Annotated in this window: 11 protein-coding genes; 4 read left to right on the top strand and 7 right to left on the bottom strand. The window is 63.7% G+C overall.

Translation table 11 applies throughout. The features are described from left to right. Window position 1: 1 nt before the first annotated feature. From coaE to pilB, 4 genes are read right to left on the bottom strand one after another with little or no spacing between them, the layout of a single operon-like run. Window positions 2-607 carry a dephospho-CoA kinase gene (gene coaE, locus MIN45_RS01320; protein WP_286292866.1) on the bottom strand — a complete coding sequence of 202 codons (606 nt, stop codon included), beginning with the start codon at window positions 605-607 and terminating at the stop codon, window positions 2-4. Beyond that, window positions 608-1,474, bottom strand: a complete 867-nt coding sequence (locus MIN45_RS01315) for a prepilin peptidase (protein ID WP_422732668.1) — start codon at window positions 1,472-1,474, stop codon at window positions 608-610. It lies immediately after the preceding gene. Next, on the bottom strand, window positions 1,474-2,706 hold the full coding sequence (locus tag MIN45_RS01310) for a type II secretion system F family protein (RefSeq protein WP_286292865.1): 1,233 nt from the start codon (window positions 2,704-2,706) through the stop codon (window positions 1,474-1,476). The genes MIN45_RS01315 and MIN45_RS01310 overlap by 1 nt, the downstream gene beginning before the upstream one ends. 3 nt (window positions 2,707-2,709) lie before the next feature. After that, complete coding sequence (gene pilB, locus MIN45_RS01305; RefSeq protein ID WP_286292863.1) at window positions 2,710-4,434, bottom strand: type IV-A pilus assembly ATPase PilB; 1,725 nt, start codon at window positions 4,432-4,434, stop codon at window positions 2,710-2,712. 88 nt (window positions 4,435-4,522) lie between these two features. On the opposite strand from pilB, the gene MIN45_RS01300 reads away from it, so the two are divergent. After that, a complete protein-coding gene (locus MIN45_RS01300; protein WP_286292862.1) occupies window positions 4,523-5,299 on the top strand; it encodes an exodeoxyribonuclease III in 777 nt (258 codons plus the stop codon). After that, the gene (locus MIN45_RS01295; protein ID WP_286292860.1) at window positions 5,283-6,512 is read left to right on the top strand and encodes an AmpG family muropeptide MFS transporter; all 1,230 of its coding nucleotides are present in this window, start codon (window positions 5,283-5,285) and stop codon (window positions 6,510-6,512) included. The genes MIN45_RS01300 and MIN45_RS01295 overlap by 17 nt, the downstream gene beginning before the upstream one ends. 49 nt (window positions 6,513-6,561) lie before the next feature. On the opposite strand, the gene nhaD is transcribed toward MIN45_RS01295, so the two are convergent. Beyond that, complete coding sequence (gene nhaD, locus MIN45_RS01290) at window positions 6,562-7,932, bottom strand: sodium:proton antiporter NhaD (protein ID WP_286292858.1); 1,371 nt, start codon at window positions 7,930-7,932, stop codon at window positions 6,562-6,564. A 220-nt stretch (window positions 7,933-8,152) separates the two neighbouring features. Here nhaD and MIN45_RS01285 point away from each other — a divergent pair, with 220 nt between their 5' ends. Next, the gene (locus MIN45_RS01285; RefSeq protein WP_286292857.1) at window positions 8,153-9,802 is read left to right on the top strand and encodes a nitrite/sulfite reductase; all 1,650 of its coding nucleotides are present in this window, start codon (window positions 8,153-8,155) and stop codon (window positions 9,800-9,802) included. Further along, complete coding sequence (locus MIN45_RS01280; protein WP_286292856.1) at window positions 9,789-10,283, top strand: DUF934 domain-containing protein; 495 nt, start codon at window positions 9,789-9,791, stop codon at window positions 10,281-10,283. Before MIN45_RS01285 ends, MIN45_RS01280 begins: the two co-directional genes overlap by 14 nt. Window positions 10,284-10,360: 77 nt before the next feature. Here MIN45_RS01280 and MIN45_RS01275 read toward each other — a convergent pair whose 3' ends face one another. Continuing rightward, window positions 10,361-11,671: a S41 family peptidase gene (locus MIN45_RS01275; protein WP_286292855.1), complete on the bottom strand. Its 1,311-nt coding sequence runs from the start codon at window positions 11,669-11,671 to the stop codon at window positions 10,361-10,363. A 92-nt stretch (window positions 11,672-11,763) separates the two neighbouring features. Next, window positions 11,764-12,888, bottom strand: a complete 1,125-nt coding sequence (locus MIN45_RS01270) for a murein hydrolase activator EnvC family protein (RefSeq protein WP_286292854.1) — start codon at window positions 12,886-12,888, stop codon at window positions 11,764-11,766. Window positions 12,889-12,953: the final 65 nt, after the last annotated feature.

Below are 12,953 nucleotides of genomic sequence, written 5' to 3'. Positions count from 1 at the left end.
TTCAGGGATCGTCCGTTCCGCTGAGACGCAGATACAGACGGTGGAGTTCCGCCACCTGGCGCGCCAGATGGGCCAGATCCCGGTCGTTGACGATGACGTCGTCGGCGACCGCCAGCCTTTCGAGGCGGCCGGCCTGGCTGGCCAGAACCCGGCGGATCAGCGCCTCGTCCCAGCCGTCGCGGCGTCTGACCCGTTCTATCTGGAGGGCTTCGGGGCAGTCCACCACCAGAACCCGATCGACCCGCCCCCAAGCGCCGGTCTCCACCAGCAGGGGGATGGCGATGATGACATAAGGGGCTTCGAGCGCCTGCAGGCGGCGTTCCAGTTCCGAGAAGATGCGGGGGTGGAGGATGGCCTCCAGGCGGGCCTTGGCGGCAGGATCGTTGAAGGCGATCTCGCGTAGGCGGGCCCGGTCCAGTTCACCGTCTGCGGTCAGGATGTCGGGGCCGAAGGCATCGACCAGGGCGCGCAGGGCCGGACGGCCCGGCCGCACCAGGTCGCGGGCGATCTCGTCGGTGTCGATGACAGGAACGCCGTGACGTTGAAACAGCCGGGCCACGGTGCTCTTGCCGCTGCCGATGCCGCCGGTCAGGCCGATCTTCAGCATTCAGGCGATGCCGGTCAGGCGCAGATACCACTGGGTCAATTCCCGGCCCCAGAGCAGGGCGACCCAGCCGGCCACCGCCAGATAGGGGCCGAAGGGGATGGGCTGGCCGCGGTCCCGCTCCAACAGCAGGATCAGGGCGATGCCGGTGATCGCGCCCACCAGGGAGGAGATCAGGATGATCAGGGGCAGCATCTGCCAGCCGAGCCAGGCGCCGAAGACGGCGAGCAGTTTGAAGTCCCCGTACCCCATGCCCTCCTTGCCCGTGAGCAGGCGGAAGACCTGATACACGCTCCACAGGATCAGATAACCGGCCGCAGCGCCGATGACCGCCGAACGCAGATCGGTGAACAGGCCGGCGACGTTGAGCAGCAGCCCCAGCCACAACAGGGGCAGGGTGATGGCGTCGGGGAGCAGCTGGTGGTCGATGTCGATGGCGCTGAGGGCGACGAGATTCCAGGTCAGCGCCAGCCCCCACAGCGTCTGGGGCGAGACGCCGAAACGCCAGGCGACCGCCAGCGACAGCAGGGCGGTCAACAACTCGACCACGGGATAACGCAGGGAGATCGGTGCCCGGCACTGGCTGCAACGGCCCCGCAGCAGCAGCCAGCTGAGCAGGGGGATGTTCTCCCAGGCACGGATCGGATGGCCGCAGTGGGGGCAACGGGAAGCCGGCTGGACCAGATCGAAGCGCTCCGTGACCGGCTCTTCCTGGAGGCCGAGAAAGGCCCGGCATTCCTGACGCCAGCGGCGCTCCAGCATCACCGGCAGGCGGTGGATGACCACGTTGAGGAAACTGCCCGCCAGCAGGCCGAGAACGAAGACGGCGCCGTAGAACAGGGCCGGAACCTGCTGCAGCAGCGCCAGCATCAGACGACGGATCCCAGTTTGAAGATCGGCAGATACATGGCGACCACCAGGCCGCCGACGACGATGCCGAGGAAGGCCATGATCATCGGTTCCATCAGGCTGCTGAGGTTGTCGACGGCATTGTCCACTTCTTCTTCGTAAAAGTCAGCCACTTTCGACAGCATGCTGTCGATGGAGCCGGATTCCTCCCCGATGGCGACCATCTGCACCACCATGTGGGGGAACAGATTGGTCTGGCGCATCGCCTGTTGCAGCTGCTGGCCGGTGGCGACCTGCTCGCGGATCTCCAGGATGGCGTCGCTGTAGACGGCGTTGCCGGCGGCCCCGGCCACCGACTCCAGCGCCTCCACCAACGGCACGCCGGCGGCCGACATGGTGGCTAGGGTGCGAGCGAAGCGGGCGATGGCGGACTTGTGCAGGATCTGCGGGCCGATGATGGGGATTCTCAGGAACATCCGGTCCAGGAAATGGCGGAAGGTCTGGGAGCGCTTGTAGACGTAGTTGAAACCGAAGATGGCGGCGACCAGGGCCCCGAGCAGATAGTACCAGTTGGCCTGCATGAAGCGGGACATTTCGATCACCAGCTGGGTGAAGGCGGGAAGATCGGCGCCGAAGCCCTTGAACAGCTCCTCGAACTGCGGCACCACGAAGATCAGCAGGATGGCGGTGACGATGCAGGCGACCACCACCACCGCGGCGGGATAGGTCAGGGCCTTTTTCACCTTGGCCTTGAGGGATTCGGTCTTTTCCTTGTAGGTGGCGATCTTGTCCAGCAGGGTTTCCAGCACCCCGGCCCGTTCCCCGGCTTCCACCAGGTTGCAGAACAGCTCGTCGAAGTAGAGGGGGTGTTTTCTCAGGGCTTCGGTCAGGGTGCTGCCGGCCTCGATGTCGGCCTTGATCCCCAGCAGCAGTTCCTGCATGCCGGGATTCTCATGGCCGCGGCCGACGATGTCGAACGCCTGCACCAGCGGCACCCCGGCGGCGAGCATGGTGGCCAGCTGGCGGCTGAAGACGGCGATGTCCTTGGTGGTGATCTTCTTCTTGCGGGTGCCGAACAGGGGTTTGGGTTTCTTCCTGACCCTGACCGGCTTGATGCCTTGCTGGCGCAGCTGGGCTTTGACCAGGGTTTCGCTCTTGCCGGGCTGCTCGCCCTTGACGCGCTTGCCGTTTCTGTCGAGCCCCTCCCAGGTGAAGATTTCCAGGGTTTCCTTCTCTGCTGCTTTGGCTGCCATGGCTTATTCCTGTGTCACACGGTCGATTTCTTCCAGGGTGGTGATCCCCTCACGGACTTTGTTGAGGCCCGAAGCGCGCAGGTCGTTGATCCCTTCCTGACGGGCCTGATCGGCGAGCTGCATGGCGTTGGCACCTTCGAGGATCAGCCGTTGGATCGGGGCGGAGATGGGCATGACCTGGTAGATGCCCACCCGGCCTTTGTAACCCTTGGTGCAGTGGTCGCAGCCTTCCGGGTTGGCGCCGAAGAGAATCAGATCGTCCAGCTCGTCCTCCCGGAATCCCGCCTTGACCAAGACCTCTGGCGGGAGTTGGGCTTCCTGCTTGCAGTATTCGCACAGGCGCCGGGCCAGCCGCTGGGCCAGGATCAGGTTGATCGACGAGGCGATGTTGAACGGCGGTACCCCCATCTGGGCCAGGCGGTTCAGGGTCTGGGGGGCGTCGTTGGTGTGCAGGGTGGAGAGCACCATGTGGCCGGTCTGAGCCGCCTTGACGGCGATTTCGGCGGTTTCCAGGTCGCGGATTTCCCCCACCATGATGATGTCCGGGTCCTGGCGCAGGAAGGCGCGCAGGGCCTCGGCGAAGGTCAGACCGGCCTTGGGGTGGACGTTGACCTGATTGATGCCGGGGACGGTGATTTCCACCGGGTCTTCGGCGGTGGAAATGTTGCGGTCCGGGGTGTTGAGGATGTTGAGGGCGGTGTAGAGGGTCACCGTCTTGCCGCTGCCGGTGGGGCCGGTGACCAGGATCATGCCGTAGGGTTTGTGGATGGCCTTGAGGAACAGTTCCTGCTGTTCCGGCTCGAAGCCCAGCTTGTCGATGCCGATCTGGGCGCTGGTGGGGTCCAAGAGACGCAGCACCACCTTCTCCCCGAACAACGTGGGGCAGGTGTTGACACGGAAATCGATAGCCTTGTTGCGCGACAGCTTCATCTTGATGCGCCCGTCCTGGGGCAGGCGGCGTTCGGCGATGTCCATGCGCGACATCACCTTGATGCGGGAGATGATGCGGGTCGCCAGGGAGGGAGGGGGGGAGGCGACCTCGTGCAGAATGCCGTCGATGCGCAGGCGGATGCGGAAGTTCTTTTCGTAGGGTTCCAGGTGGATGTCGGAGGCTCCCTTCTTGATGGAATCCAGCAGGACCTTGTTGACGAAGCGGACGATGGGGGCGTCTTCCAGGTCGGATTCGCTGACGCTGGCCGCGGCGGTTTCTTCCTCTTCACTGGTGACCTGGAGGTTGTCGAGATCCTCGTCGAGGAGCTCCTGCATGCTGCTGTCGGCCGCTTCCAGGGCGACGTCGATGGCCTTGGCGAGCTTGTCCTCCTCCACCACCACGGTTTCGGTATTGAGACCGGTGTGGAACTTGATCTCGTCCAGTCCCTGGAAATTGGTCGGGTCCGAAACGGCCACGAACAGGTGGCTGCCGCGCCGGAACAGAGGCAACACGTGGTGTTTCTGGATCAGCTTGTCGCTCACCAGATCGATCGGGGCCTGTGCCATGTCCATGGCGTTCAGATCGAACAGGGGGACCCCGAACTGTTGGGAGGCGGTACGGGCGATTTCCAGCGGCGCGAGGACCTTGTTGGCGACCAGATAGGCGCTCAACGGGATCTGCTGCCTGCGTGCCTGTTCCTGGTGTTGGCCGGCCGCTTCTTCGGTCAGCAGCCCGGCATCGACCAGACACCGGGCCAGGCCGCTGAGGAGTGGGGGCGTTGCCGTCGCTGTCGCCATATTTGGGTTTCCGGGGCTGATATGTCAGGATTTAGGTGTTTTTAACTATAGATGATATGGTGACTTTGTCCACTTCCCGGGAGCGTCCATGCGCGTCATCACCTTGAACGTCAACGGCATCCGGGCGGCGGCCCGGAAGGGCTTCTTCACCTGGCTGGCCGGGCAGAACGCCGATCTGGTCTGCCTCCAGGAGATCAAGGCCCAGCTGCCGCAGCTGCAGGATCCGGTCTTCTGGCCCGAGGGGTTCCACTGTCATTACTATCCGGCCCGGAACAAGAAGGGCTACGGTGGCGTGGCCCTTTATGCCCGTAAGGAACCGGACGAGGTCATCTACGGTTTCGGCTGGCCCGAGATGGATGTGGAGGGACGCTATCTGGAAGGCCGCTTCGGACGCCTGAGCGTGGCTTCGGTCTACGTTCCCTCCGGCACTTCCGGGGAGGCACGGCAGGCGTTCAAGTTCCGTTTTCTGGAACGGTTTCTCGAATTCCTGCGCCAATGCGCCCGCAGCGGCCGCGATTACATTTTCTGTGGCGACTTCAACATCGCCCACAAGAAGATCGACATCAAGAACTGGCGCGCCAATCAGAACCGCTCCGGTTTCCTGCCCGAGGAGCGGGCTTGGATGGACCGGGTCCTGGAACAGGAGGGTTGGGTGGACGCCTTCCGTGTCCTCAACCAGGAACCGGACCAGTACACCTGGTGGTCCAACCGGGGCCGGGCCTGGGAGAAGAACGTGGGTTGGCGTATCGACTATCAGATCGTCTCCCCTTCCCTGAAGGACAGGATCCGGCGGGTGGAGATCTACAAGGAACAGCGTTTTTCCGATCACGCGCCCCTGATCATCGATTATGACTACCCCTTCTGAGTCCCGTCCCTGGCGGGTGCTGTGGAGCCGCCGCATGGTGGTGGCCTTTTTCATGGGCTTCTACAGCGGCCTGCCGCTGTTGCTCACCGGTTCCCTGCTGCAGGCGTGGATGCGCGAGTCCGCGGTCGATCTGGCCACCATCGGCCTGTTCGCCCTGGTGGGCCTGCCTTATACCGGCAAGTTCCTGTGGGCACCGCTGTTCGACCGCTACGCCCTGCCGCTGTTGGGGCGGCGGCGGGGCTGGCTGTTGCTGGTGCAGCTGAGCCTGGCCGGGGCCATCGCAGGATTGGGGTGGGTGGATCCGGCCCATGCGCCCTGGGGAGTGGTGCTGGTCGCCCTGCTGGTCGCTTTCCTGTCGGCGAGCCAGGACATCCTCATCGACGCCTACCGGCGCGAGTCTCTTGCCGATCTGGAACAGGGGCTGGGGGCTTCGTTGTACGTCAACGGTTATCGTCTGGGAATGCTGCTCACGTCCGGCGGCGGGCTGATCCTGGCCGATTTCATCGGTTTCCGCCAAGTCTACGCCCTGTGCGGTCTGCTGATGGCGACCGGGGCCGTGATCACGCTGTGGGCCCGTGAGCCGCAGAGCGTCCACGGTGCCCCCAGGACCCTGGCGGAGGCGGTGGTTCAGCCTTTCCTGGCGTTCTTCCGCCGTGACGATGCGGTCTGGATCCTGGCCTTCATCCTGCTCTACAAGATCGGCGACACCATGGCCAGCCACATGACCATGCCCTTCTATCTCGATCTGGGATTCAGCAAGACCGAGATCGGGGCGGTGGTCAAGCTGTTCGGCTTCTGGGCCACCATCGCCGGTGGCCTGATCGGCGGCGTGCTGATCCTGCGTCTGGGCCTGTACGCCTCCCTATGGGGCTTCGGGGTACTGCAGGCGCTGTCCACCGCCGGTTTCGCCCTGTTGGCCTGGTGGGGGCGCGATCTGATCGGGCTGATGGGGGTGGTGACCTTCGAGAACCTGTCGGCCGGACTGGGAACCGCCGCCTTCGTCGCCTTCATGGCCAGTCAGACCGACCGCCGTTTCACTGCGACCCAGTACGCCTTGCTGTCGAGCCTGATGGGGATTCCCCGGGTGATCGTCGCCGCCCCCACGGGGCTTTTGGCCGAATGGCTGGGATGGCCGGGGTTTTTCCTCTTCTGCGCCCTGATCGCGCTGCCGGGCCTGCTGGTACTGCTACGTTTCCGCCGCTGGCTGGCATGAAAAACCCCGGCGCTTGGCCGGGGTTCGTGGCGGTTTTCTGCGAAAGCGGTTACGGGGCGTTGAGCCAGTAATGGACCGCGATGCTGGCGAAATAGCCGGCCATGATCGCCGGGCTCCAGCGCAGATGGGAGAAGAAGGTGTATTTGCCCTTCGAGATCCCCATCAGCGCCACCCCGGCGGCAGAGCCGATCGACAGCATCGAGCCGCCGACGCCGGCGGTCAGGGTCACCAGCAGCCACTGATAGAGATCCATCTCCGGATCCATGGTCAGCACCGCGAACATCACCGGGATGTTGTCGACGATGGCGGACAGGAAACCGACCAGAATGTTGGCCACGGTCGGTCCCAGATCGCCGTACATCCATTCCGCCACCAGATCCATGTAGCCGATGTGGTCGAGGCCGGCGACGCAGAAGATGACGCCGAAGAAGAACAGCAGGGTGTCCCATTCGGCATCCCGGACCATGTCGAAAATGTCGAAACGCTGCTCGTGAAGAAGATCGTGTTCCTGGAACTTGATCCAGTAGCCGTAGATGGCCAGGATGCCCCAGCCCAGCATCATTCCCATGAAAGGCGGCAGGTGGAGAAACTGGTGGAAACTGACGGCCAGGGCGATGGTGACGCCGAACAGGCCGCAGACGGTGTAGGCGCCGATCTTCAGGGGCACCAGCCCGCTGGTGGACTGTTCCGGCATCTTGTCGGGAACCGCCAGGCTCATGGCGATGGCCGGAACGAGATAGTTGACCACCGAGGGAATGAACAGTTCGAAGAACTGGAAGAAGGTGGCTTTCTCCGCCTGCCATACCATCAGGGTGGTGATGTCACCGAAAGGACTGAAAGCCCCCCCGGCGTTGGCGGCGATCACCAGGTTGATGAGCCCCAGGGCGACGAAGCGGGGGTTGTCCTTGCCCACCGCCAGCACCACCGCGCCGATCAGCAGCGCCGAGGTCAGGTTGTCGGCCACCGCGGACAGGAAAAAGGTGATGACGCCAGTGATCCAGAACAGCTTGCGGTAGCCGAAGTTGCGGCTCAGCAGCCAGGAACGCAGACGCTCGAAGACGTTGCGGTCGGCCATGGCGTTGATGTAGGTCATGGCCACCAGCAGGAACAGCATCAGCTCCGCATATTCCGCCAGATGGTGGACGATGGCGCCGTCCAGTTGTTCGACCCTTTCCGGTCCCTGGGTGGCGGCCATGTAGGCCACTTCCCCCCAGATGATGATGGCGGCGATGATGACCGGTTTGGATTTTTTCAGTTCGGTGAACTCTTCCGCCATCACCAGCACGTAGGCGATGACGAAGATGAGCACGCAGTAAAGGCCGCGTTCGGTGGCGACCATGTTCAGGGTTTCCCACTGGGAGGCGGCGGCGATGCCGGGCACCGCCAGCAGGGTGATGAGTGCGAGTATGAACCTGATCAAGGTGGATCCCCCTTCAACGTGTTAGGATTTTTTCGTTCGGTGACGAATTGAACGCAAGCGCAACAAGCCGTATATCATAGGCAATTTTAGCTGCCCGGCGGAAGTCCAAAGCGGATGTTATTACGATTCGTTTTGGAAATATCCCGTTTCCAGTGTTTTTTTTCATAACGAAGCCGCGCATAATCGAGTGTCCCAGTCAGGATTGCGGGACAGCCAAACCATGTACACTTACGACGAACACGATCAGCGTCTGGTCGACGAGCGGGCAGCCCAGTTCCGCGACCAGACCCGCCGCTATTTCGAAGGCAAGCTGACCGAAGAACAATATCTGCCCCTGCGGCTGCAGAACGGTCTCTACATCCAGCGCCATGCGCCGATGCTGCGCATCGCCGTGCCCTACGGCCATCTGGCGGCCCGGCAGCTGCGCATGATCGCCCATATCGCCCGTACTTATGACAAGGGTTACGTCCACTTCACCACCCGCCAGAACATCCAGCTCAACTGGCCCAAGGTCGAGGAGGTGCCGGCGATTCTCGAAGATCTGGCCAGCGTCCAGATGCACGCGATCCAGACCAGCGGCAACTGTATCCGCAACACCACCTCCGATCCCCTCGCCGGGGTCTGCGCCGACGAGGTCGAGGACCCGCGCCCCTATTGCGAAATCATCCGCCAGTGGTCTACCCTGCATCCGGAATTCGCCTTTCTGCCCCGCAAGTTCAAGATCGCCGTCACTGGCGCCCCCAGTGACCGGGCGGCGGTGCGGGTCCACGACATCGGCCTGCGCCTGGTCAGGAACGCGGTGGGTGAGGTGGGCTTCGAAGTCATCGTCGGCGGCGGTCTGGGGCGCACTCCCATCATCGGCAAGGTGATCCGGCGGTTCCTGCCCAAGCGGGATCTGCTCACCTATCTGGAGGCCATCCTGCGGGTCTACAATCTCCACGGTCGCCGCGACAACAAGTTCAAGGCCCGGATCAAGATCCTGGTCAAGGAAATGGGGGTCGAGGCCTTCCGTGAGGCGGTGGAGAAGGAATGGCAAGCAATCCAAGGCACCTTTCCCCTGGAAGAGGACATCATCGCCTGGTATCAAGCCCGCTTCGTCAGGCCGCAATACGATCCCGACGCGGCGGAAAAGACCTGGGAAGACGAGCGCAGCCGGCAGGCGGAATTTTCCGCCTGGTACGCTCACAACACCGTAGCGCACAAAGTACCCGGTTACCGGGTGGTGTTCCTGTCCCTCAAGCCGCCCGGGGTGGCTCCCGGGGACCTGACTTCCGAGCAGCTGGAGCGGGTGGCCGATCTGTGCGAGCGCTACAGCTTCGGCGTCACCCGCACCACCCACACCCAGAATCTGGTCTTCGCCGACGTCCGCCAGACCGATCTGTTCGAATTGTGGCAGGCGCTCAAGGAGATCGACCTCGCCACCCCCAATATCGGCAAGCTCACCGACATGATCTGCTGTCCGGGGCTGGACTACTGCGCCCTGGCCAATGCCAGCTCGATTTCGGTGGCCGGGGATATCTATCGGCGCTTCGAGGATCTCGACTACCTCTACGATCTGGGCGATATCCGCGTCAACCTGTCCGGCTGCATGAACGGTTGCGGGCACCACAGCGTCGGCCACATCGGCATTCTCGGCGTCGACAAGAAAGGCGAGGAGTGGTATCAGATCACCCTCGGCGGTTCGTCGGCCGATGACGCCAGCCTCGGCGAGCGCCTGGGGCCGGCGGTGGCCAAGGATCAGGTGGCCGACACCGTGGAAACCCTCATCAAGACCTACGTGGATCTGCGCTTGGAGGACGAGCCGTTTCTGGCCACCGTGCGCCGCGTGGGCGTGACCCCGTTCAAGGAGCGTGTCTATGCGAATCATTAAGGACCGGCAGATCATCGAAGACGCCTGGGTGCATCTGAGCGACGAGGTGGTGCCCCCCAACGGCAAGGTGACCGTCCCCTTCAGCCGCTGGCTGGTGGAACGGGAATCGCTGCTGCAGCGCGAGGGCGAGGTTGGGGTGCGTCTCGACTGCCAGGCGCCGGAGGAACTCGGCGTGCTGGCCCCGGATCTGCCCCGGATCCAGATGGTGATGCTGGAGCTGCCGCGTTTCGCCGACGGCCGGGCCTTTTCCATCGCCTGTCTGCTGCGGCAGCGCTACGGCTTCACGGGGGAGATCCGGGTCGGCGGCGATTTCCTCTACGACCAGATGTTCTATCTGGCCCGGGTCGGCGTCAACGCCTTCGAATACCGGGGTCCGGAATCCCTCGAGGACGCCCTGAAGGCTTTCGAAACCTTCTCGGTGAAATACCAGCCGGCCGCCGACGGGCCGGGACTGATGCAGCAGCGACGGCTGTCGGCCTGAAAATAAAAAACCGGATCGGTGTATACCGATCCGGTTCCTGGCCGGAAAAAAGGGGGCGACATCGCCCCCCTTTTGCGTTACCGCCTGCCGGCTTCCCTGGCGATGTTGATGCCCTTGAGGACGTTCAGGGCCTCGTGCAGGTAGTAGTCCCTGAGCAGGGCCTCGCTTTCCTTGCGGCCGTCCTTTTCCTGCTTTTCCTTCCGGGCGCCGTTTTCCAGGTGACGGCTCAGGCTGGCTTCGGTGATCGGTTTGAACTCCTCCGCCTCTTTGACCGGCTCCAGGCGCACGATGCCCAGAACGATGTCGGGCACGATGCCTTCGGCCTGGATCGATCGTCCCGACGGGGTATAGTAACGCGCCGTGGTGAGCTTGATGGCACCGCCGTTGCTCAGCGGTAGAATGGTCTGCACCGAGCCCTTGCCGAAGGATTTCTGTCCCATGACGATGGCGCGGTGATGGTCCTGCAGGGCGCCGGCGACGATTTCCGAAGCCGAGGCCGAACCGGCGTTGATCAGCACCACCATCGGCACGTCCTTGATGAGATCGCCCGGGGTGGCCTTGAACTCCATCTTGGCTTCTTCGATCCGGCCGTCGGTATAGACGATCTTGCCCGATTCCAGGAAGGCATCGCTGACTGCCACCGCGGCGTTCAGTACCCCGCCGGGATTGTTGCGCAGATCGAGGATCAGCCCTTTGAGCGCCCCCTCCTTTTTCAGCTCGGCGATCGCCTTGTGCAGCTGTTCCCCGGTGCGGGACTGGAAGCTGGTGATGCGCACGTAACCGTAGCCGGGCTGCAGCAGTTTGTGTTTGACGCTCTTGATCTTGATGACCGCCCGGGTGAGGGTGATCTTGAGCGGTTTGTCCACCCCTTCGCGGACGATGGTCAGGGTGATCTTGGTGCCGGGCTTGCCGCGCATGATCTTGACCGCCTCCTGCAGGGTCATGCCCTTGACCGGCTTGTCGTCGAGGCGGATGATCAGGTCGCCCGCCTTGATGCCGGCCCGTTGCGCCGGGGTGTCGTCGATGGGGGAGATGACCTTGATGAAGCCGTTCTCCATGCCCACTTCGATGCCGAGGCCGCCGAACTGGCCGGTGGTGCCGATGCGCAGCTCCTTGTACTCGTCCGGGCTCAGATAGGCCGAATGGGGGTCGAGCCCTGAGAGCATGCCGCGGATGGCGTTCTCCAGCAGCGTTTTATCTTCCACCGGCTCCACGTAGTCGCTTTCGATGCGGCTGAAGACTTCCGTGAAGGTCCTAAGTTCGGTGAAGGGGATGGTATCGGCCTGGCGGGCGCCGCGCTCGGCCAGAACGCTGCCGCAGGTACCCAACAGGATGCCCAGGAAGGTGCCCAGGGCCAGCAGGAACAGGTTGCTTTTGGTACTACGCATCGATGCTTCCTTCATTCGAATTCTTGGCGAGGTTGAAAGACCTGACAGAGGCGTTTTCAACCGCCTGTTAGTATGACACATTTTCCCCGTCTTCAGCCTCTCCGCCCGTGTCTGGCGCCGTGGCACCAGCGTTCCGGATCGACGGGCCGGCTGCCGCGGCGGATGGAGAAATAGAGGCCGGGACGGGTGCGCCCGCCGCTGTTGCCCACGGTGGCGATTGTTTCCCCGGCCTCGACGCGGTCGCCGGCTTGCTTGTACAGCTCGCGGGTGAAACCGTACAGCGTCAGAAAGCCGTGATCGTGGCGGATGATCAGCAGGTTGCCGTAGCCCGGCATCCAGCCGGCGAAGATGACCTTGCCGGCGTGGACCGCCTTTACCGGAGTGCCTGAAGGCGCTTTCAGGATCACGCCCTCCCAGCGGCCGCTGCCGCGTCTGGCGCCGAAGCGGACGGCCAGTCTGCCGGCGACCGGCCACGGCAGCTTGCCCTTGCGATGAAGAAAATCCGTCTTGGGTGCGGAAGCCTCTGCTGTCCGGCTGACCGAGCGCACCAGGTGTTGCAGCCGGTTCTGGTCCGCCTTGAGCTTGCGCAAGCGGGCGCGGCGGTCGGCAAGTTGCCGCTGCAGCGCGGTGAGTGCCTGGCGGCGCGCCTGTTGCTGTCGTTTCAGGGCGGCCAGGGTTTCCCGGCGTTCGCCCGCCAGCGTCTCCAGGCGGGCGAGGAGCCGCCGGTTGCGCGCCTCCAGGGTCTGCAAGCGGCGCAGTTGGGTCTGCAGCTGTCGCAGGCCGGTGGCCTGAGCCTGGGTCAGATGGCGGTAATAGACCAGCAGTCGTTGGATCTCGCCGGGGCTGCGGTCGCTGAAAAGCAGCGGCAGGCCGCCGTGGCGCTGGAGCAGGTAAGCGGCGCGAATCTGGGCTGCCAGCCGGCGGCGCCGGTCGCGGAGCTTTTGGTGCAGGGTTTCCAGTTCCCGGTGCAGCTGCCGTTGTCGTCGTTGCAGTCGGTGGCGTTCCTGTTCCAGCTCGCCGAGGCGGTGGTTGAGCCGGGCGATTTGCTTTTCGGCTCGGGCCAGTTCGGTTTCCGCCTGGCGCTGCTCGTCGGCCAGGTGCCGGATTTCCCGGGTGAGCCGTTGGGCGGGGATCGACGGGGCGGACGTTTTGCTCCACCCGCCGGGAGGATGCAGCGACAGGGCCAGCAGGGCCGGGAGGAGGCGACGGACGATCACGGTTTGGCTGGGGCAGGGATGGGGAAATCGTTATAATACCCGATTCGTGTTGAAAACCGCCGATC

It is taken from the genome of Methylomarinovum tepidoasis (genome assembly GCF_030294985.1).
GTDB lineage: Bacteria > Pseudomonadota > Gammaproteobacteria > Methylococcales > Methylothermaceae > Methylohalobius > Methylohalobius tepidoasis.
Note: the sequence above shows the minus strand (reverse complement) of the source record. Positions and strands in the feature narration are given on the sequence as shown.

Excerpts from the sequence above, each read along its gene's own strand:
- MIN45_RS01300 (WP_286292862.1), top strand. The coding sequence starts at position 4,523 with ATGCGCGTCATCACCTTGAACGTCAACGGCATCCGGGCGGCGGCCCGG.
- MIN45_RS01295 (WP_286292860.1), top strand. The coding sequence starts at position 5,283 with ATGACTACCCCTTCTGAGTCCCGTCCCTGGCGGGTGCTGTGGAGCCGC.
- MIN45_RS01310 (WP_286292865.1), bottom strand. The coding sequence starts at position 2,706 with ATGGCAGCCAAAGCAGCAGAGAAGGAAACCCTGGAAATCTTCACCTGG.
- MIN45_RS01315 (WP_422732668.1), bottom strand. The coding sequence starts at position 1,474 with ATGCTGGCGCTGCTGCAGCAGGTTCCGGCCCTGTTCTACGGCGCCGTC.
- pilB (WP_286292863.1), bottom strand. The coding sequence starts at position 4,434 with ATGGCGACAGCGACGGCAACGCCCCCACTCCTCAGCGGCCTGGCCCGG.
- MIN45_RS01275 (WP_286292855.1), bottom strand. The coding sequence starts at position 11,671 with ATGCGTAGTACCAAAAGCAACCTGTTCCTGCTGGCCCTGGGCACCTTC.
- coaE (WP_286292866.1), bottom strand. The coding sequence starts at position 607 with ATGCTGAAGATCGGCCTGACCGGCGGCATCGGCAGCGGCAAGAGCACC.
- MIN45_RS01280 (WP_286292856.1), top strand. The coding sequence starts at position 9,789 with ATGCGAATCATTAAGGACCGGCAGATCATCGAAGACGCCTGGGTGCAT.
- MIN45_RS01285 (WP_286292857.1), top strand. The coding sequence starts at position 8,153 with ATGTACACTTACGACGAACACGATCAGCGTCTGGTCGACGAGCGGGCA.